The sequence below is a fragment of the Hylemonella gracilis genome, from assembly GCF_004328645.1.
Taxonomy (GTDB): Bacteria; Pseudomonadota; Gammaproteobacteria; order Burkholderiales; family Burkholderiaceae_C; genus Hylemonella; species Hylemonella gracilis_B.
The window spans coordinates 1,861,262-1,880,460 of record NZ_CP031395.1; the positions used below are offsets into that span (position 1 = coordinate 1,861,262).

Below are 19,199 nucleotides of genomic sequence, written 5' to 3' on the forward strand. Positions count from 1 at the left end.
TATTGGCTGGTGGGTCGATAGAATCCACCCAATTATGTCCACCCCCAATCAACTCGACAAAAAATCCGAGGCCTGGTCGGCCCTGTTCTCCGAACCCATGAGCGATCTGGTCAAGCGCTACACGGCCAGCGTGTTCTTCGACCAGCGCCTGTGGCAGGCCGACATCGCGGGCAGCCTGGCCCACGCCGACATGCTGGCGGCGCAGAAGATCATCGGCGCCGCCGACTTGGCCGCCATCCAGAAGGGCATGGCCCAGATCCGCGCCGAGATCGAGGGTGGCCAGTTCGAGTGGCAGCTGGACCTGGAGGACGTGCACCTCAATATCGAGGCGCGCCTGACGCAATTGGTGGGCGACGCGGGCAAGCGCCTGCACACGGGCCGTAGCCGCAACGACCAGGTGGCGACTGACGTGCGCCTGTGGCTGCGTGGCGAGATCGACCTCGTCACCGGCCTGCTCTCCGACCTGCAGAAAGCCTTGCTTAGCGTGGCCGAGCAGAACGTGGACACCATCCTGCCCGGCTTCACCCACTTGCAGGTGGCCCAGCCTGTGAGTTTTGCCCACCATCTGCTGGCCTACATGGAGATGTTCGCGCGCGACGCCGAGCGCATGGCCGACGTGCGCAAGCGCGTCAACCGCCTGCCCCTGGGCAGTGCCGCGTTGGCTGGCACCACCTACCCGCTGGACCGCGAGCGCGTGGCGAAAATGCTGGGCATGGTGGATGAGCAAGGTCGGGCCTGCATTTGCCAGAACAGCCTGGACGCCGTCAGCGACCGGGACTTCGCCATCGAATTCAGCGCCGCCGCCTCGCTCGTCATGGTGCATGTGAGCCGCCTCAGCGAAGAACTGATTCTGTGGATGAGCCAGAACTTCGGCTTCATCAAAATCGCGGACCGCTTCACCACCGGCAGTTCCATCATGCCGCAGAAGAAGAACCCGGATGTGCCCGAACTCGCGCGCGGCAAGACCGGGCGCGTGGTCGGCCACCTGATGGGCCTGATCACGCTGATGAAGGGCCAGCCCCTGGCCTACAACAAGGACAACCAGGAAGACAAGGAACCACTGTTCGACACGGTGGACACCCTGAAGGACACGCTGCGCATCTTCAGCGAGATGGTGGGTGGGCAGATCAATCCCGCGACGGGCAAGCTCGAAGGCGGTATCACCGTCAACGCGCAGGCCATGGAACAGGCCGCGCTCAAGGGGTATGCGACCGCGACCGATCTGGCCGACTACCTGGTCAAGAAGGGCCTGCCTTTCCGCGACGCGCACGAAACCGTGGCCCATGCCGTCAAGGCCGCCGTCAGCCACAGCTGTGATCTGTCCGAGCTGCCCCTGACGGTGCTGCAGCAATTCAACAAGAGCATCGAGAAAGACGTGTACGAGGTGCTGAGCCTGCGCGGCTCGCTCAACGCACGCAACACCTTGGGCGGCACCGCGCCCGCGCAGGTGCGGCAGCAGTTCGCGCGGCACCGCGCGCGGCTGGCCTGAGGCGATCCGCCGGGCGCCGCCTGAACCCGAGCATTGGAGGAACCATGTCTCTGTCTCCCAACACCCTGAACTGGAGCGACGAACTCGCTCTCGGCGACGCCCGCACCGACCACACGCACCAGGAGTTCGTGGACCTGGTCAACGCCACGACCGCGGCCGCGGCCGCGGACAAGCTGATCGTCTACCAGCAACTCGTCGCGCACACGGTCGAGCATTTCGGGCAGGAAGAACGCTGGATGCTCGCGTGTGGCATCGCCCCCGACTTCTGCCACTTCAGCCAGCACAAGAACGTGCTGGACGTGATGAAGGAAGTGGAACGCCGTGCCCTGGCCGGAGAGACCGAGTACATCGGCAGCATGATCGAGGCACTGGTTGAATGGTTCCCCGGTCACGCCAATTCGATGGACGCGGGGCTGGTGGCCTATCTGCAGGAGAAGGGCTACGACACCAGCGAGGAGTCCTTTCATTCCGGGCCGCCGAAGGCGGGTGAAGAAGCCACCCTGGCCTGTACACACCATGCACCGGGGGAGTCCTGTACCTGAGTTCGCGGTAAATTGCGGCGGCGATGCGCAGGTTCCTAGCTCTCTTTTGACCGCATCGACGACTCACCATGTTCACCTACGTCTGCTTCGGCGCATCGGACCTTGAGCGCTCCGCCCGGTTCTATGATGCTGTGCTTGGCCCCTTGGGCTTGCAACGCTGCGCAACACCGGGCGAGGAAGACTGGGACGGCTGGGTGGGCTGGGGCACTTACGAAGACCAGGGCCAGCAGGAAGTGGCGCTGTGGCTATGCCGGCCCTACAACGGCCAGCCGCCCAGCGCGGGCAATGGCACCATGGTCGCGTTCAAGGCGGCTACCTGGTCTCAGGTGGACGCCTTCCATGCAGCGGCCTTGGCCCACGGTGGCGTGTCCGAGGGCGCGCCGGGCCTGCGACCCCAGTACAACGACGATTTCTACGCGGCCTATGTGCGTGACCCGGACGGCAACAAGCTGGCTGCGGTGTGTCGGGGGCGCGTCCTGGATGCGGCGGAGGGTGCCGCGCCGCGGCAAGCCTGAACGTTCGGTGGCGCGTCGGGGTTGCACATCCGGGCGCACCGGGGGCCTGTGATGCTGCGGACATAATGCCCGCTTCGTCGATCAACCAGAAACTTTCATGCCCGTCATCACGAACCTCGAAGACCTCCGCCGACTGGCCGAAAAGCGCGTGCCGCGCATGTTCTACGACTACGCGGACAGCGGTTCCTGGACCGAGGGAACCTACCGCGCGAACGAGGGCGATTTTCAGGCCATCAAGTTCCGCCAGCGTGTGGCGGTGAACATGGAGGGCCGCAGCACGGCGGTCAAGATGATCGGCATCGACGCCAAGATGCCGGTGGCCATCGCCCCGGTCGGGCTGACGGGCATGCAGCACGCCGATGGCGAGATCCACGCGGCGCGCGCGGCGGAAAAATTCGGCATTCCCTTCACGCTTTCGACCATGAGCATCTGCTCCATCGAGGACATCGCGGAGCACACCAGCGCGCCGTTCTGGTTCCAGCTCTACATGATGCGCGACCGCGACGCCATGAAGCGCATGATCCAGCGCGCCAAGGACGCCAAGTGTTCAGCCCTGGTGCTCACGCTGGACCTGCAAGTCATCGGGCAGCGTCACAAGGACTTGAAGAACGGTCTGACGGCGCCGCCGCGCCCCACGCTGAAAAACATCCTCAACCTCATGACCAAGCCGCGCTGGTGCCTGGGCATGGCCGGCACGCGCCGCCACACCTTCCGCAACCTCGTGGGCCATGTGCAGGCCGTGAGCGACATGAAGTCGCTGGCGGTCTGGACCCATGAGCAGTTCGACCCGCGCCTGTCTTGGGCCGATGTGGCCTGGGTGAAGGAACAATGGGGCGGCAAACTCATCCTCAAGGGCATCATGGATGCGGAGGACGCCAAGCTGGCCGTGGCCAGCGGGGCCGACGCCATCGTGGTCAGCAACCATGGCGGACGCCAGTTGGATGGCGCGCCCTCGTCCATTGCCGCGCTGCCGGCCATCGTGAGCGAGGTCGGTTCGAAGATTGAAGTGTGGATGGACGGCGGCATCCGTTCCGGTCAGGACGTGCTGCGTGCCTGGGCCCTGGGCGCCAAGGGCACGATGATCGGCCGTGCCATGGTCTACGGTCTGGGCGCCATGGGCGAGGCCGGCGTCACCAAGGCCCTGCAGATGCTGCACAAGGAACTGGACACGACCATGGCCTTCTGCGGCCACCGCAATCTGCAGGGCGTGGACCGCAGCATCCTGGTGCCGGGGACCTATCCCCAGGCCTGACCGTCGGGGCCGCCCTTGCCCGAACCCGGACTTTTTTCACTGGAAGAGGCACCGCCGCCAGCCGCGCGGTCGGCGGCCACGCGTTCCCGGCCCCGGCGCATCGCCCATCTGGACATGGACGCGTTTTACGCATCCGTGGAGTTGCTGCGCTACCCGCAGCTCAAGGGTCTGCCCGTGGTCATCGGCGGCTCACGCCGCCGCACCGACGACGCCCTGCTGAAGCAGCACGAAGGCTTGCCGCTGGCGGAGATTCCGGTCGAAGCCTTCCCGCTCCTGAAGGATTACACGGGGCGCGGTGTCATCACCACCGCCACTTACGCGGCGCGCCAGTTCGGCGTGGGCTCGGCCATGGGCCTGATGAAGGCGGCCAAGCTCTGCCCGCAGGCCATCTTGCTGCCGGTGGATTTCGACGAGTACCGGCGCTACTCGCGCCGCTTCAAGGAGATCATTCTCGAGATCGCGCCCGTCATGGAAGACCGCGGCGTGGACGAGGTCTACATCGACTTCACCGAGGTGCCGGGGGGCAGCGCGAGGGCGGACGCGTGCTCGCGCACCTGATCCAGAAAAGCATCGCCGAGGCCACCGGCCTGACTTGCTCCATCGGCGTCGCCCCGAACAAGCTGCTGGCCAAGATGGCGAGTGAGTTCAACAAGCCCAAGGGCATTTCCATCGTGCAGGCCGAGGACCTGCAGGAAAAGATCTGGCCCCTGCCTTGCCGCAAGATCAATGGCATCGGCCCCAAGACGGACGAGAAGCTGCAGGCCCTGGGCATCGGGACCATCGGTGAACTCGCGGCACGTCCTCGGGACGAGCTGGTCGAGCGCTTTGGCGGCAGCTATGGTGCCTGGCTGCATGAAGCGGCCTGGGGGCGTGATGAACGCCCGGTGGTGACCGAGAGCGAACCGGTGTCCGTGAGCCGCGAAACCACCTTCGAGCGCGACCTGCACGCCGTGCGCGACAAGGCCGAACTGGCGGCCATCTTCACCAGCCTGTGCGAACGCGTGGCCGCCGACCTGCAGCGCAAGGGTTACGAAGGCCGCACCATTGGCGTGAAGCTGCGCTACGCGGATTTCAAGAGTGTCACGCGCGACCAGACCCTGGACTTCCACACCGCCGACGCACAGACCATCCGGCGCGCCGCGGGGCTGTGCCTCAAGCGCGTGGACCTGCAGCGCCGCTTTCGCCTGCTGGGTGTACGGGTGGGGGGCTTGCGCAAAGTTTGATGTGGATCAAACCTGCGTGCAAATTCCGGAAGCCGTTTTACGGCAAGGCATTTCCTCATTAGGATCGATTCCTGGGAAGAGACTTGCGCGCCGCCCAAGCGAGAATGCGTGAGCGATAAGCAGTCACCGTATCAACAGCAACAAGGAGTTCGTGTGCGCGTCAATTTGCCCGTCATCGATCAGGAGTACGACTATCCAGCCCATGTGATGCTGGTGTCCATGACCGACACGCGTGGCTACATCGTGCACGGCAACGCCGCCTTCTTCGAGACCAGCGGGTATGCCGCCGAGGAGCTGATCGGCGAGAACCACAACATTGTTCGTCACCCCGACATGCCCGCCGAGGGCTTCCGCGACCTGTGGCGCACCATTGGCCGCGGCCGTCCCTGGACCGGCCTGGTCAAGAACCGCCGCAAGGATGGGCGCCACTACTGGGTGCGTGCCAACGTCACGCCTATCATGGAAGACGGCAAGCCCATCGGCTACCTCTCCGTGCGCACCAAACCTTCCCGTGCCGAGATCGAGGCCACGGCAGCCCTTTATCAGCGTCTCAACGAAGAGACCAAAGCCGATCGACCCAGCTTCCATCTGGAGCATGGGCGCGTCCAATGGCATGGCCTCAAGGGCCTGGTCAGCAGCCTGACCGTGGGCTGGTTCGAACGCAGCCTCTCCCTGCGCATGGCCGCGGCCTTGCTGATGGTGATCACCCTGGGCATGCTGCCCTGGGGGCTGGGCGCCTGGCTGGGCTGGGGGATGGAGTTCACGGGGCTGGCGCAGTTGTCGGGCCTGTTGCTGGGCACCGGCATCATGCTGGCCTGGTTTCAGAAGTTCCTGGTGCATCCGATGCGGCAGGTGGAGCGTTTTGCCCGCGACCTGGCGGCCTGCAACCTCAAGACCGAGCTGGACTACAGCCCCTACAGCGACATGGCACGCACCCTGGGCAATCTGCGTCAGGTGCAGATCAACCTGCGCGCCGTGATCGGCGACGTGAACAGTCAGGCCGCCGCTTTCTACAGCGCCGCAAGCGAACTAGCCGACGGCAGCCAGAACCTGGCCGTGCGCGCCGAATCGCAGGCCAGCAGCCTGGAGCAGACGGCGTCCTCGATGGAGGAGATCTCCGGCACCATCAAGAACACCGCGCAGATTGCCGTCGAGGTCCTGGGCCACAGCGAGCGCAGCACCCAGGTCGCGGCCCAGGGCGGCGTCTCGGTGCAGGAGCTGAGCGTTCTGATGGGGCAGATCCAGCAGTCTGCCGGCAAGATGGGCGACATCGTCAACACCATCGAGGGCATCGCCTTCCAGACCAATCTGCTGGCGCTCAACGCCGCCGTGGAGGCCGCGCGCGCGGGTGACGCGGGCAAGGGCTTCGCTGTCGTGGCCAGCGAGGTGCGCGCGCTGGCCCAGCGCAGCGGCGCGGCGGCCAAGCAGATCCGGGACCTGATCGCTCAGTCGTCAAGCCAAATCGGCACCGGCGCGGAGCGCATGCGGCACGCGAACCAGACCATCTCGGATGTGGTGGCCGCCGTGCGCGAAGTGGGGGCGCTGATCGGCCAGATCAGTACCGCGGCACACGAGCAGACCCTGGGTGTCGCGCAGGTCAACGACGCCATCAACCGCCTGGACGAACTCACGCAGCAGAACGCGGCCCTGGCGGAAGAATCCGCCACCGCCTCCGCGGGCCTGAAATCCGGTGCCGACACGCTGGCGCACGCGGTTCAGGTGTTCCGCCTGTAGGCGGCATCATTGGCGGCACATCAACGCCCGGGCGCTCCTGGTCCGGGACGCGCCGCTTGCGTCACCATTCTGCGAAGCTGCCGTCGGCGTGCCGCCAGACCGGGTTGCGCCAGCGGTGGCCCGTCGCCGCGCGTTCCTTCACATAGTCCTCGTTGATCTCGATGCCCAGTCCCGGGCCTTGCGGGATGGTGACCATGCCGTTCTCGTAGGCGAAGGCCTCGCGGTTGACCACGTAGTCCAGCAGGTCGTTGCTGGCGTTGTAATGGATGCCCAGGCTCTGCTCCTGGATGAAGGCGTTGTAGCAGCCCGCGTCGAGTTGCAGGCAGGTGGCCAGAGCGATCGGCCCCAGAGGGCAGTGCAGGGCCAGTGCCACGTCGTAGGCCTCGGCCATCATCGCGATCTTGCGCGTCTCGGTGATGCCGCCCGCGTGCGAGGGGTCGGGCTGGATGATGTCCACATAGCCCTCGGACAAGATGCGCTTGAAATCCCAGCGTGAGTACAGGCGCTCGCCCAGGGCGATGGGCGTGGCGCTCAGCGGCGCCAGTTCCTTCAGCGCTTCGTAGTGCTCGCTGAGCACGGGCTCCTCGATGAACATCAGCTTGTAAGGCGCCAGTTCCTTGATGAGCACCTTGGCCATGGGCTTGTGCACGCGCCCATGGAAGTCCACCCCGATGCCCACCTGTGGGCCCACCGCCTCGCGCACGGCGGCCACGTTCTCCAGGCACTTGTCGACCTTGTCGTGGCTGTCGATGTACTGCAGTTCCTCGGTGCCATTCATCTTGACGGCGGTGAAGCCGCGCTCCACCGCGCGCCGGGCCGCTGCTGCGGTGTCGGCCGGTCGATCGCCGCCGATCCAGGAATAGACGCGGATCTTGTCGCGCACATTGCCGCCCAGCAGTTGCGACACCGGCACGCCCAGGTGCTTGCCCTTGATGTCCCACAAGGCCTGGTCGATGCCGGCCAGCGCGCTCATGTGCAGGGCCCCGCCCCGGTAGAAGCCGCCGCGGTACAGCACCGTCCAGTGGTCCTCGATGTTGCGCGGGTCCTTGCCTACGAGGTAGTCGGCCAGTTCCTCGACGACCGCGGCCACGGAATGGGCGCGGCCCTCGACCACCGGTTCACCCCAGCCAACGATGCCAGAGTCGGTCTCGATCTTCAGGAAGCACCAGCGCGGCGGGACGATGAAGGTGCTCAGCCGGGTGATCTTCATGCCAGGATCTCCCGATCGGCCCGGGCCTCGCGCCACGCGGCGACGAAGTCGCGCGCGCGCCGGGCCACTTCCGCGGCGTCGAAGCCCGGCTTGTAGAGGGCCGAACCCAGGCCGAAGCCGCTGGCGCCGGCCTGCACATAAGGGGCCAGGTGCGAGGGTGTGATGCCCCCACGGGCAGCAGGGCCACGGGTGGGCGCAGCACGGTGCGCCAGGCCTGTAGCGCCTTGGGGCCGAGCTGCTCGGCGGGAAAGAGCTTGAGCGCGTCGGCCCCCGCGGCCAGGGCCGCATAGGCCTCGGTCAGCGTCGCCACGCCGGGGCAGCAGGCCAGGCCGGCGGCGCGCGCGGAGCGGATCACGGCAGCGTCGCTGTGCGGCATGACGATGAACTCACCTCCCGCCTGCAGGATGCGTGGGCAGTCCGCGGGATCGATCACGGTGCCCGCGCCAACCCGTCCATCCGGGGGCAGGGTGTTGCGCAGGGCGCGGATGCTGTTCAGCGGATCGGGTGAATTCAGGGGCACCTCGATCAGGCGGAAGCCGGCGTCGTACAGCGCGCGCCCGATGCCGGGGGCTTCGCTGGGGCGCAGGCCGCGCAGGATGGCGATCAGGCCGCAGGAGGCCAGGGCGGTGTGCAGGTCAGAGTGGCTCATGGGATGGCTTCCGTGGTGACGGCCTGGACCAGCCCGGCCGCGAGGGCCAGCCGCCAGAGCCCACGTTCGGTGGCTTGTTGCGCCAGCGTTGGCTCAGGCAGGCCGTGGTGACGCAAAGCCAGCGTGTAGCGCTGGCACAGATCGGCTTCGCCGCAGAGCAGGATGCGCGGTCGCGCCTGCCGCGCGCGCAGCAGACCGGCCAGCGCGGTGACTTCGTGACCGATCAGCAGGCCGGAAAGGTAGTCGGCCTGGGACGTCGGGGGCAAGGCGCCGGTCAGGCCCAAGGTGCGGGTGCTGAAAATGGTCGACAAGGGGCCGGCCGCGCCCGCGGGTTCAGCGGCCACGCGCAGTCCGCGTTCAAAGGCCGCCAGGTCCGGGGCAGGGGCCGCGCTCATGGTGCGGCCCAGGATCGTGTGTTCGCGCAAGGCCGCGTAGACCTCGCCGGTCATGAAGGTCTCGAAGCGGCTCACGCTGGCATCGGGGCGGGTCCCGCCTGCTGCGGCCCCCGGGCTCACGCTCACCCATTTCGAGTGTGTGCCGGGCAGGCCGACCAGCAGTTCCTCGTCCGTCCAAGTCTCGCTCAGTCCGGCCACCGCGCCGACGACCTGGGTCTCTTCGCCACGCATCACATTGGGTAGGCCCTGGCGCTGGATCAAACCGGGCACCACGTGCACCGGCGTGCGTGGCGTCTGACCTCGGCGCTCGATCACGGTCAATCGCGTGCCGATCTGCGTCAACGGCAGCGGCACGTCCAGGTAGGCCGCTTCCTTCCATCCCTGGGCGCTACCGACCATGCCGCAGGCGATCACGGGCAAGGTGGGCGCGGCATCCAGCCAGTCGCCGCAGCTCTCGGTGAAGGCCAGTTCAAAACCCGCTCTGGGCGCGGCGTGGCCCTCGGGCGTCTGCGGCAGTCGCATGATGCCCCAGGGGCGCTGGCGTGTTTCCAGCACCCGCCCCGCGGCGTCCATGCGGTAGGCGCGCAGGGACGTCGTGCCCCAGTCCAGCCCGATCAGGCCGGTGGTACGTGAGGTGTCAAGAGATGTCATGACGGTTCAGCGTGCCCAGCGCAGCACCAGCGGATCAAGCCGGCGTGCGATGTCCAGCAGGCCGCGGCGCACCTCGGGGTGCATGGGCGGGAAGGGGTGGCGGCCCGCGTCGCAGGCGATCACGCCGCCGGCCTTCATCAAGGCCTTGGCGGTGAGGATGCCACCCTGCCGGTTCTCGTGGTTGATCAGGGGCAGCCAGCGCTGGTACAGCTCGAACGCCAGGTCGGCCTTGCCTTCGCGGTGGGCCACGAGGATGGGGCGGATGCCGTCGGGAAAGCCGCCGCCCGTCATGGCACCGGTGGCGCCTGCGTCCAGGTCGGCCAGCAGCGTGATGGCCTCCTCGCCGTCCCAGGGGCCTTCGATGGCCGCGCCGCCCAGGCGGATCAGCTCGCGCAGCTTGCTCGCCGCGCCGGGCACTTCGATCTTGAAGTAGGCCAGGTGCTCGATCTCCTGCGCCATGCGCGCGAGGAAGGGGGCCGACAGCACCGTGCCGCTGGCGGGCGCATCTTGCACCATGATGGGAATGTCGATGGCGTCGGAGACCCGCGCGTAGAACTCGTGGATCTGCGCCTCGGGCACGCGGAAAGTGGCGCCGTGGTAGGGCGGCATGATCATCACCATGGCCGCGCCCAGGTCCTGCGCGCGCCGGCTGCGGGTCGCGCAGACCCCGGTGCCGTAGTGGGTGGTGGTGACGATCACGGGTACGCGCCCGGCCACATGCGTCAGCGCCGTGCGGGTCAGAACTTCGCGCTCTTCGTCGGAGAGCGAGAACTGCTCGGAGAAGTTGGCCAGGATGCACAGGCCATCCACGCCGGCGTCGATCATGAAATCCAGGCAGCGTTTCTGGCCTTCGAGGTCGAGTTCGCCGTTCTCGTGGAAGATGGTCGGCACCACGGGGAAGATGCCTTGGTAGCGCGGGGCGCGAGCGGAAGCAGTCATGGTCAGATCAGTGAATCAAAAGTAGAGCGTGAACGTGGCGTCGCATGTACCAGTCCACCCGGAGCACAAAGGCCCCTCCAGGGCTCCCGTGGAACCGGCTTTGCCGGGCCACTGGGAGCGTCCCCCGCCCGCAACGCGCGGCGTTGCGAGAGCGGGGGAAGGCGCGAAGCGCCTCACAGGGGGGTGTTCCATTTCAATGCGAGTGGCGCGGCACGGCGGCACCGCGGCAGCCCACCAGGAAGTCGAAATCGCAGCCCTCGTCGGCTTGCAACACGTGGTCCACGTACAGGCGCTGGTAGCCACCGCGTCCGCCCATGTCGGTGTTTTTCAGCGCTTGCATGCGCTGGGCCAGTTCGGCCTCGCTGATGTCCAGGTGCAGCCGACCTTGTTCGCAATCGAGTTCGATGAAATCACCGTCGCGCACGGCGGCCAGCGGGCCGCCCGCAGCGGCCTCGGGCGCCACGTGCAGCACCACCGTGCCGTAGGCCGTGCCGCTCATGCGGGCGTCGGAGATGCGCACCATGTCTTTCACACCCTGACGCAGGAGCTTCGGCGGCAGACCCATGTTGCCCACCTCGGCCATGCCGGGGTAGCCGCGCGGGCCACAGTTCTTCATCACCATCACGCAGCTGGCGTCGATGTCCAGGTTCTCATCGACGATGCGTTCCTTGTAGTGCTCCAGGTTCTCGAACACCACGGCGCGGCCCCGGTGCTTGAGCAGTTCAGGCGAGGCGGCCGAGGGCTTGAGCACCGCGCCGCGCGGCGCCAGATTGCCGCGCAGGATGCAGATACCCCCGTCGGCGATCAGGGGCTTGTCGATCGGGCGGATCACCTCGTCGTTGTACTGCGGGGCTTCGCGCACGTTGTCCCAGAGGCTCTTGCCATTGACGGTGAGCGCGTTGGGGTGCGGCAGCAGCTTGTTTTCGCCCAGGCGCCGCAGCACGGCCGGCAAGCCGCCGGCGTAATAGAACTCCTCCATCAGGAAGCGGCCCGAGGGCTGCAGGTCCACCAGGGTGGGCGTGCCGCGGCCGATGCGCGTCCAGTCCTCCAACTCCAGCTGCACGCCCATGCGTCCGGCGATGGCCTTGAGGTGGATCACGGCATTGGTCGAACCGCCAATGGCCGCGTTGGCGCGGATGGCGTTCTCGAAGGCCTCGCGCGTGAGGATCTTGGACAGCGTGAGTCCTTCGTGCGCCATCTCCACGATGCGCCGGCCCGACATGTGGGCCAGCACGTAGCGGCGTGCGTCCACGGCGGGAATGGCGGCATTGTGCGGCAGCGAGGTGCCCAGTGCCTCGGCCATGCAGGCCATGGTGGAGGCGGTGCCCATGGTGTTGCAGGTGCCGGCCGAGCGCGACATGCCGGCCTCGGCCGCGAAGAACTGGTGTTCGTTGATCTCACCCGCCTTCAGCGACTCATGCAGGCGCCAGACGGCCGTGCCCGAGCCGATGTCCTTGCCGTCCAGCTTGCCGTTGAGCATGGGGCCGCCCGTGACGACGATGGCGGGCACGTCACAGCTGGCCGCGCCCATCAGCAGGGCGGGTGTGGTCTTGTCGCAGCCCACCAGCAGCACCACGGCATCGATGGGGTTGCCGCGGATGGCCTCTTCCACGTCCATGCTGGCCAGGTTGCGCGTGAGCATGGCCGTGGGGCGCAGATTGGATTCGCCGTTGGAGAACACCGGGAACTCCACCGGGAAGCCACCGGCCTCGTAGATGCCACGCTTGACGTGCTCGGCGATCTTGCGGAAATGCGCGTTGCAGGGTGTGAGCTCCGACCAGGTGTTGCAGATACCGATGATGGGGCGGCCGTCGAACTCATGGTCCGGGATGCCTTGGTTCTTCATCCAGCTGCGGTACATGAAGCCGTTCTTGTCGGCGGTTCCGAACCATTCCGTGGAACGGAGTTTCTTTTTCGTGGGGGTGGTCATGATGGAAAGAAAAGAAGAAGGAAATCAGATGGATTGGGCCGGCCTGCGCACCAGCACGCGCTGCAGCAGGCAGAAGATGAGCAACAGCACGCCGACGACGATGCGCGTCCACCAGGAGCTGAGCGTTCCATCGAAGGAAATCAGCGTCTGAATCACGCCCAGGGTCAGCACGCCGAACAGGGTGCCGGCCACGTAGCCCACGCCGCCGGTCAGCAGGGTGCCGCCGATGACGACGGCCGCGATCGCGTCCAGTTCCATGCCGGTGGCGTGCAGGCCGTAGCCGGAGAGCATGTAGAAAGTGAAGACCACCCCACCCAGCGCCGAGCAGAAACCCGACAGCAGGTAGGCCCCCACCAAGGTGCGGCCCACCGGCAGACCCATCAGCAGGGCCGACGATTCGCTGCCACCGATGGCATACACCGCGCGGCCGAAGGGCGTGCAGTGGGCGACGAAGATGGCGGCCAGCAACAAGGCGATGGCGATCAGCGACCCCAGAGAGAGCGAGGCGTTTTCACTCAGGTGCAGGCGCCACTGGGCCAGTTCGGAATAGCCTTCGTGGCTGATGGTGATCGAGTCGATGCTGATCAGGTAGCACAGGCCCCGGGCCAGGAACATGCCGGCCAGCGTGACCACGAAGGGCTGCAGCCGGAAGCGATGGATGAGGAAACCCATGAAGGCGCCGAAGATCGCGCCCATGACGAGCACCAGCGGGATGGCCGCCAGCGGGCTCCAGCCATGCTGTTCGACCAGGGTCGCCAGCACCATGGTGCTCAGGGCCACCACCGAACCCACCGACAGGTCGATGCCGCCGGACAGGATCACGAAGGTCATGCCGATCGCGACGATGATCAGGAAGGCGTTGTCGATCAGCAGGTTCAGGAAGACCTGGGCCGAGAAGAAGCCCGGATAGAGCAGCGAGCCTAGGGTGGCCATGAGCACGAACAGTGTGATGGTGGCCGCGAGCGGAAAGTACTTGGCGTTCATGCCCGGGAACCTGGACGTCGAGGGCCCGGTCTTCGCCGGGATGACTTCGACGGCGACCGGGGAAAGCGGGGAGGACGGGGACGAGGCGTGCATCACCAGGCCTCCTTCGCCGTTCCGCGGCGGACCAGCAGGCCCAGCTCGGCGCGGAACTCGGGTGACTGCAGCAGCATCACGAGGAACACGACAGCGGCCTTGACCACCAGGTTGATTTCGGGCGGAACCCCGAGCGAGTAGATAGCGTAGGTCAGGGTCTGGATGATCAGCGCGCCGATCACGCTGCCCACCAGGCTGAAGCGCCCGCCCAGGAGCGACGTGCCGCCCAGGGTCACCGCCAGGATGGCGTCGAGTTCCAGCAGTTGTCCGGCGTTGTTGCCATCGGCGCTCTTCACGTTGGAGCTGATCAGCAGCCCGGCGATGCCCGCGCAGACGCCGCAGAACACGTAGGCACCCAGGATCAGGCGCCCGGATCGCACGCCGGCCACGCGCGCCGCGGACGGGTTGATGCCCACGGCCTGGATGAACAGGCCCAGCGCCGTGCGCGTGACGGCCAGGTAGAGCAGCGCGAAGACGGCGGCCACCACGAAGAGCGAGAAGGGCAGGCCGGCCAGATACCCGCCGCCCAGGAAGAAATAGGGCTTGTAGTAGATGGTGATGATCTGCCCGTCGGTGATGAGCTGGGCGATGCCGCGGCCCGCCACCATCAGGATCAGCGTGGCGATGATGGGCTGCATGCCGATGCGCGCCACCAGCACGCCGTTCCACAGGCCGCACAGCGTGGCCACGCCCACCGCGCCCAGCAGGGCCAGGGGCAGGGGGAAGCGGCTTTCGTCGCCCGCGACCGAGCCGCCGATCATCCAGGCGGCCACGGCGGCGGCGATGGCCACCACCGCGCCCACCGAGATGTCGATGCCGCGCGTGGCGATCACCATCGTCATGCCCAGCGAGACCAGCACCAAGGGCGCGGCCCGGTTCAGGATGTCGATCAGGCTACCGTACAGATGGCCGCCGCGCCACTCGATGCGCAGGAAGCTGTCGTTGAAGGCCGTGTTCACGATCAGCAGCAACAGCAGGGTCAGCAGAGGCCAGGCCAGGCGATGGCGCAGCACGCGAGCCCAGGGACGGGAGGTGGTCTCAGGCATGTTCAGAAGCGATCAGTTCGTAGACGGCGTCCTCGCTGCTGCCCGCGGGCAATTCCCCGACCTTCTGGCGGTCGCGCAGCACCACGATGCGGTGCGCGACACGCACCACCTCGCTCATTTCGGACGAGATGAAGAGCACGGCCATGCCGGCCTGCGCCAAGCGCAGGATCTGCTCCATGATTTCCTGCTTGGCGGCCACGTCGATGCCTCGCGTGGGTTCGTCCAGGATCAGCAGGCGCGGCTCGGTGGCGAGCCAGCGCGCCAGGATGGCCTTTTGCTGGTTGCCGCCGGACAGCAGGCCGATGGGCGTCTCCACGCTCGCCGTTTTGATGCCCAGCAGCTGGACGTAACGATCCGCCAGCGCGCTCTGTTCGGCGCGCGAGAGGAAACGGCCCATGCCCCGGCGCGCCTGCAAGGCCAGTGCGATGTTCTCGCGCACGGACAGGTCCGCGACGATGCCATCGGTCTTGCGTTCCTCCGGACACAGGGCGAGGCCGTGGCGGATGGCATCCATGGGGTTGGAGAAGCTCACCACCTGGCCGTCCACGCGCAGCACGCCCCGGTCCGGCAGGTCCAGCCCGAACAGCAGGCGCGCCAGCTCGGTGCGTCCGGCGCCCAGCAGCCCGGCCAGACCGACCACCTCGCCCGGGCGCAGGTGCAGGTCGATGGGCTGGAGCTGGCCGCTCTGGCCCAGGCCCTCGGCATGCAGCAGCGCGGGGGTGGCCGCGTCGTAGTCCGGCGTGGCCTGCCTGCTGGCGGAGGTGGCTATCAGTTCGCGGCCCAGCATGGCCGCGATCAAGGCCGGCGCGGGCAACTCGCGCGCCGGCCATTCCCCCACCCAAGTGCCGTTGCGCAGCACGGTGATGCGATCCGAGATGGCGTAAACCTGGTTCAGGAAGTGCGTGACGAAGACGATGGCCAGCCCTTCGTCGCGCAGGCGGCGCAGCACCTCGAAGAGCTTGCGCACTTCCTCGTCGTCCAGGCTGGACGTGGGCTCGTCAAGTATCAGGACGCGGGATTCGATGCTCAGGGCACGGGCGATGGACACCAGTTGCTGCACCGCCACCGGGTAGTCCGAGAGCAGTCGCGTTACGTCGATGTCCAGGCCCACGCGGGCCACCAGCTCACGCGCGCGCTGGTTCACCGCGGTCCAGTCGATGCGCCTGCCCTGGATCAGGCCCTTGCGCGGGTAGCGGCCCGCGAAGATGTTTTCCGCCACCGAGAGGTTGGGGCAGAGGTTGACTTCCTGGTAGACCGTGCTGATGCCCAGGCGTTGGGCGGCCAGGGGCGATTCGGGCCAAGCGGAGATCGGCTCGCCAGCTGACTCAGCTCCCGCCAGCCGCAACTGTCCGCCGCTGGGCGGGATCGCGCCGGTGAGCACCTTGATCAGCGTGGATTTGCCCGCGCCGTTCTGGCCCATCAATGCGTGGATCTCGCCGGGGTAGAGGCGCAGTTGCACGTCGCGCAGCACCGAGATGCCGGCGAACTGCTTGTGGATGCCGGTCAGTTCCAGCACGGGCGTTCGGGATAGGCTGCTCATGGTGTTTCAGACAGTCGAGGTTGTCCGTACAGACCACCCAAAAGGCGCTGCACAGGCCAGTGCCCCCGTGCAAGGGCCGCCTCGCCGCACTGGGGGCGTCCCCCTCCCAGATTGCGAAGCAATAGGAGAGAGGGGCTGAGGGCCGCGGCTCCAAGCCTGCCTGCGCAGGCTTGGACGTGCCCGAAGAGCCACTGCCTCTGGCGGTGGCACCGAGGCGCGAAGCGACTCAGGGGGTGCTTCATTTCAGGCCTTGTTCTTGCCGTACACGTCGACCAGCACGGCCGCCAGCAGCACCACGCCCTTGATGACCTGCTGGTAGTCGATGCCGATGCCCAGGATGGACATGCCGTTGTTCATCACGCCCATCACGAAGGCGCCGATCACCGCGCCCAGCACCTTGCCCACGCCCCCCGAGGCCGAGGCACCGCCGATGAAGCAGGCGGCGATCACGTCCAGCTCGAAGCCCAGGCCGGCCTTGGGCGTGGCCGTGTTCAGGCGGGCGGCGAACACCAGCCCGGCCAGGGCGGCCAGCACGCCCATGTTGACGAAGGCGTAGAAGGCCAGGCGCTCGGTCTTGATGCCGGAGAGCTTGGCCGCCTTCTCATTGCCGCCCATGGCGTACAGACGCCGGCCCACGGTGGTGCGGCTGGTGACGAAGTCGAACAGCACGATCAGCACCGCCATCACGACCAGCACATTGGGCAGGCCCTTGTAGGAGGCCAGCAGGTAGCTGAAATAGATGAGCAGGGCGGCGAACACGGCGGTCTTGAGGAGGAACAGGGCCGCGGGCTCGACCTGCATGCCGTGGCGCAGGCGTTTGGCGCGTGAGCGCAGCACCGCCAGGGTCAGGGCCGCCGCCGCGGCCACGCCCAGCAGCAGGGAGGTGAGGCGCAGGTTCTCCGCGTCGAAGAGGTCGGGGATGAAGCCCGAGCTGAGCATCTGGAAGGCATCGGGGAACGGTCCCACCGATTGGCCCGCCAGCAGCGCCAGCGCCAGGCCCTTGAAGACCAGCATGCCCGCCAGCGTGACGATGAAGGAAGGGATGCGCGAGAAGGCCACGAACCAGCCCTGGATGGCACCGATCAGGCCGCCGCACAGCAGGCAGACCAGGGTGGCCGGGAGGAAATGCCAGTCGTACTGCACCATCAAAACGGCCGCCAGCGCGCCGATGAAACCGCAGACGGAACCCACCGAGAGGTCGATGTGGCCCGCCACGATCACCAGCAGCATGCCCAGCGCCATGATGACGATGTAGCTGTTCTGCAGCACCAGGTTGGTGAGGTTCAGCGGCTGCATCAGCGTGCCCTCGGTCATTACCTGGAAGAAGGCCATGATGGCGATCAGCATGATCAACATGCCGTACTCGCGGAAATTCTGCTTCAGGTGATCGAGCACGGAACGGCCCGCGTGCGCGGGCAAGGGCAAGGGCAGGGCAGGGCTCGGGGTGGGCTGGGCGGAGACGGGAGGCTGGGACATGGTCAGGTGGTTTTCACGATGGCTCGCATGATCTTTTCCTGGGAGGCTTCGGCCGTGGGCATCTCGGCGACGAAGCGCCCTTCGTCCATCACGTAGATCCGATCCGAGATGCCGAGCAGCTCGGGAAGCTCCGAGGAGATCACGATCACGCACTTGCCCTCCTGGGCCAGTTGCGCGATGAGGGTATAGATTTCGTACTTGGCGCCCACGTCGATGCCGCGCGTGGGCTCGTCGAGGATGAGCACCTCGGGGTTGGTGAAGAGCCATTTGCTCAGCACCACTTTCTGCTGGTTGCCACCCGAGAGGTGGACCGTCTTCTGGTCCACGCCCGGACAGCGGATGCGCAGCCGGTCGCGGTAATCCTGCGCGACCTGATGTTCGCGCGCATCGTCGATCACCGCCGCGCTGGAGACGCCTTCAAGCCGCGCCAGCGAGATGTTGAAGCGGATGTCCTCGTCCAGCACCAGGCCGTAGCCCTTGCGGTCCTCGGTGAGGTAGGCCAGGCCGTGGCGGATGGCCTTGCCCACCGTGCTCACGTCGATGGGCTGACCGTTGAGCAGCACCTGGCCGCTGATGCGTTGGCCCCAGGATCGGCCGAAGATGCTCATCGCCAGTTCCGTGCGGCCCGCGCCCATCAGTCCGGCGATGCCCACGATCTCGCCGCGCTTCACCTGCAGGTCGATGCCCTTGATGAAGACGTCACCGCGTTGCGGATGGTGCACGCGCCAATCGCGCACCTCGAAGGCCGTCTCGCCGATGCGAGGCTGGCGACGCGGGTAGCGGTCTTCCATCTTGCGCCCGACCATGGCCTGGATCACGCGGTCTTCGCTGACCGGGTCGGCGCGGCAGTCCAGCGTCTCCACCGTGCTGCCGTCGCGCAGCACGGTGATGGCGTCGGCCACGCGGGCGATCTCGTTGAGCTTGTGCGAGATCAGGATGCAGGTGATGCCCTGCGCCTTGAGCTCCAGCAGCAGGTCGAGCAGGGCCTGGCTGTCCTCCTCGTTCAGGCTGGCGGTGGGCTCGTCGAGGATCAGCAACCTGACTTCGCGTGACAGCGCCTTGGCGATTTCCACCAGTTGCTGCTTGCCGATGCCGAGGTGACCGACCAGGGCGTCCGAGGGCTCCCGCAGCCCGACTTTCTTCAGCAGCGCTTGCGTCTTGCTGTGCGCGACCATCCAGTCGATCACACCGTGCCGAGCCGTCTCCTTGCCGAGAAAGATGTTCTCGGCGATGGAGAGCAGGGGCACGAGCGCGAGCTCCTGATGGATGATGATGACCCCCAGGTGCTCGCTGTCGCGCACGCTCTCGAAGCGGCGTTCCTGCCCGTCGAAGAAGATTTCCCCGCCGTAACTGCCATGGGAATGGATGCCGGACAGCACCTTCATCAGCGTGGATTTTCCGGCACCGTTCTCACCAACGATGGCATGGATCTCGCCGGCCTGGACCTGCAGGTTCACCCTGTCCAGGGCCACCACGCCGGCGAAGGTCTTGCGGATGTTCCGCATCTCGAGCAGCATGACGCAAACGCTCC

General features: G+C 66.8%; 14 protein-coding genes and 2 pseudogenes. 6 read left to right on the forward strand and 10 right to left on the reverse strand.

The features are described from left to right. The first annotated feature begins 34 nt into the window (after positions 1–34). From argH to DW355_RS08850, 6 genes and pseudogenes are all read left to right on the forward strand, one after another. Positions 35–1,489, forward strand: a complete 1,455-nt coding sequence (gene argH, locus DW355_RS08825; protein ID WP_131279355.1) for an argininosuccinate lyase — start codon at positions 35–37, stop codon at positions 1,487–1,489. A 44-nt stretch (positions 1,490–1,533) separates the two neighbouring features. Next, positions 1,534–2,031, forward strand: a complete 498-nt coding sequence (locus tag DW355_RS08830; RefSeq protein WP_131279357.1) for a hemerythrin domain-containing protein — start codon at positions 1,534–1,536, stop codon at positions 2,029–2,031. A gap of 68 nt (positions 2,032–2,099) precedes the next feature. Continuing rightward, on the forward strand, positions 2,100–2,546 hold the full coding sequence (locus DW355_RS08835; RefSeq protein WP_131279359.1) for a VOC family protein: 447 nt from the start codon (positions 2,100–2,102) through the stop codon (positions 2,544–2,546). Between the two features lie 97 nt (positions 2,547–2,643). After that, positions 2,644–3,798, forward strand: a complete 1,155-nt coding sequence (locus DW355_RS08840) for an alpha-hydroxy acid oxidase (RefSeq protein ID WP_131279361.1) — start codon at positions 2,644–2,646, stop codon at positions 3,796–3,798. A gap of 114 nt (positions 3,799–3,912) precedes the next feature. Further along, positions 3,913–5,021 (forward strand): annotated as a pseudogene (gene dinB, locus DW355_RS08845) (DNA polymerase IV). A gap of 153 nt (positions 5,022–5,174) precedes the next feature. Then, positions 5,175–6,755: a methyl-accepting chemotaxis protein gene (locus DW355_RS08850; RefSeq protein ID WP_131279363.1), complete on the forward strand. Its 1,581-nt coding sequence runs from the start codon at positions 5,175–5,177 to the stop codon at positions 6,753–6,755. Between the two features lie 61 nt (positions 6,756–6,816). Here the strand turns inward: DW355_RS08850 and dgoD are convergent, their stop codons facing one another. From dgoD to mmsA, 10 genes and pseudogenes are all read right to left on the reverse strand, one after another. Next, positions 6,817–7,965: a galactonate dehydratase gene (gene dgoD / locus DW355_RS08855; protein WP_131279365.1), complete on the reverse strand. Its 1,149-nt coding sequence runs from the start codon at positions 7,963–7,965 to the stop codon at positions 6,817–6,819. Beyond that, positions 7,962–8,614 (reverse strand): annotated as a pseudogene (locus tag DW355_RS08860) (2-dehydro-3-deoxy-6-phosphogalactonate aldolase). The gene dgoD and the pseudogene DW355_RS08860 overlap by 4 nt, the downstream one beginning before the upstream one ends. After that, positions 8,611–9,660: a 2-dehydro-3-deoxygalactonokinase gene (locus DW355_RS08865; RefSeq protein ID WP_131279367.1), complete on the reverse strand. Its 1,050-nt coding sequence runs from the start codon at positions 9,658–9,660 to the stop codon at positions 8,611–8,613. The pseudogene DW355_RS08860 and the gene DW355_RS08865 overlap by 4 nt, the downstream one beginning before the upstream one ends. Positions 9,661–9,666: 6 nt before the next feature. After that, positions 9,667–10,599, reverse strand: coding sequence for a dihydrodipicolinate synthase family protein (locus tag DW355_RS08870; protein ID WP_131279369.1), 933 nt, complete (start codon positions 10,597–10,599; stop codon positions 9,667–9,669). A 193-nt stretch (positions 10,600–10,792) separates the two neighbouring features. Beyond that, positions 10,793–12,529: an IlvD/Edd family dehydratase gene (locus DW355_RS08875; RefSeq protein WP_131279371.1), complete on the reverse strand. Its 1,737-nt coding sequence runs from the start codon at positions 12,527–12,529 to the stop codon at positions 10,793–10,795. Positions 12,530–12,553: 24 nt separating this feature from the next. Beyond that, on the reverse strand, positions 12,554–13,513 hold the full coding sequence (gene yjfF / locus DW355_RS08880; RefSeq protein ID WP_242671347.1) for a galactofuranose ABC transporter, permease protein YjfF: 960 nt from the start codon (positions 13,511–13,513) through the stop codon (positions 12,554–12,556). A gap of 92 nt (positions 13,514–13,605) precedes the next feature. Beyond that, the gene (locus tag DW355_RS08885) at positions 13,606–14,652 is read right to left on the reverse strand and encodes an ABC transporter permease (RefSeq protein WP_131279376.1); all 1,047 of its coding nucleotides are present in this window, start codon (positions 14,650–14,652) and stop codon (positions 13,606–13,608) included. Then, positions 14,645–16,192, reverse strand: a complete 1,548-nt coding sequence (locus DW355_RS08890; protein ID WP_131279378.1) for a sugar ABC transporter ATP-binding protein — start codon at positions 16,190–16,192, stop codon at positions 14,645–14,647. The genes DW355_RS08885 and DW355_RS08890 overlap by 8 nt, the downstream gene beginning before the upstream one ends. Before the next feature lie 243 nt (positions 16,193–16,435). Continuing rightward, positions 16,436–17,668 (reverse strand): multiple monosaccharide ABC transporter permease, encoded by a 1,233-nt coding sequence (gene mmsB / locus DW355_RS08895; RefSeq protein ID WP_131279380.1) that lies wholly within the window; start codon positions 17,666–17,668, stop codon positions 16,436–16,438. Positions 17,669–17,670: 2 nt separating this feature from the next. Next, a complete protein-coding gene (mmsA, locus tag DW355_RS08900) occupies positions 17,671–19,185 on the reverse strand; it encodes a multiple monosaccharide ABC transporter ATP-binding protein (RefSeq protein ID WP_131279382.1) in 1,515 nt (504 codons plus the stop codon). Positions 19,186–19,199 lie beyond the last annotated feature (14 nt).

What these genes read in the sequence shown, in the direction of transcription:
- DW355_RS08835 (WP_131279359.1), top strand. Translation starts at nt 2,100, where the DNA reads ATGTTCACCTACGTCTGCTTCGGCGCATCGGACCTTGAGCGCTCCGCC.
- DW355_RS08890 (WP_131279378.1), bottom strand. Translation starts at nt 16,192, where the DNA reads ATGAGCAGCCTATCCCGAACGCCCGTGCTGGAACTGACCGGCATCCAC.
- DW355_RS08870 (WP_131279369.1), bottom strand. Translation starts at nt 10,599, where the DNA reads ATGACTGCTTCCGCTCGCGCCCCGCGCTACCAAGGCATCTTCCCCGTG.
- DW355_RS08840 (WP_131279361.1), top strand. Translation starts at nt 2,644, where the DNA reads ATGCCCGTCATCACGAACCTCGAAGACCTCCGCCGACTGGCCGAAAAG.
- argH (WP_131279355.1), top strand. Translation starts at nt 35, where the DNA reads ATGTCCACCCCCAATCAACTCGACAAAAAATCCGAGGCCTGGTCGGCC.
- mmsB (WP_131279380.1), bottom strand. Translation starts at nt 17,668, where the DNA reads ATGTCCCAGCCTCCCGTCTCCGCCCAGCCCACCCCGAGCCCTGCCCTG.
- DW355_RS08830 (WP_131279357.1), top strand. Translation starts at nt 1,534, where the DNA reads ATGTCTCTGTCTCCCAACACCCTGAACTGGAGCGACGAACTCGCTCTC.
- yjfF (WP_242671347.1), bottom strand. Translation starts at nt 13,513, where the DNA reads ATGAACGCCAAGTACTTTCCGCTCGCGGCCACCATCACACTGTTCGTG.
- mmsA (WP_131279382.1), bottom strand. Translation starts at nt 19,185, where the DNA reads ATGCTGCTCGAGATGCGGAACATCCGCAAGACCTTCGCCGGCGTGGTG.
- DW355_RS08885 (WP_131279376.1), bottom strand. Translation starts at nt 14,652, where the DNA reads ATGCCTGAGACCACCTCCCGTCCCTGGGCTCGCGTGCTGCGCCATCGC.
- DW355_RS08865 (WP_131279367.1), bottom strand. Translation starts at nt 9,660, where the DNA reads ATGACATCTCTTGACACCTCACGTACCACCGGCCTGATCGGGCTGGAC.
- DW355_RS08875 (WP_131279371.1), bottom strand. Translation starts at nt 12,529, where the DNA reads ATGACCACCCCCACGAAAAAGAAACTCCGTTCCACGGAATGGTTCGGA.
- dgoD (WP_131279365.1), bottom strand. Translation starts at nt 7,965, where the DNA reads ATGAAGATCACCCGGCTGAGCACCTTCATCGTCCCGCCGCGCTGGTGC.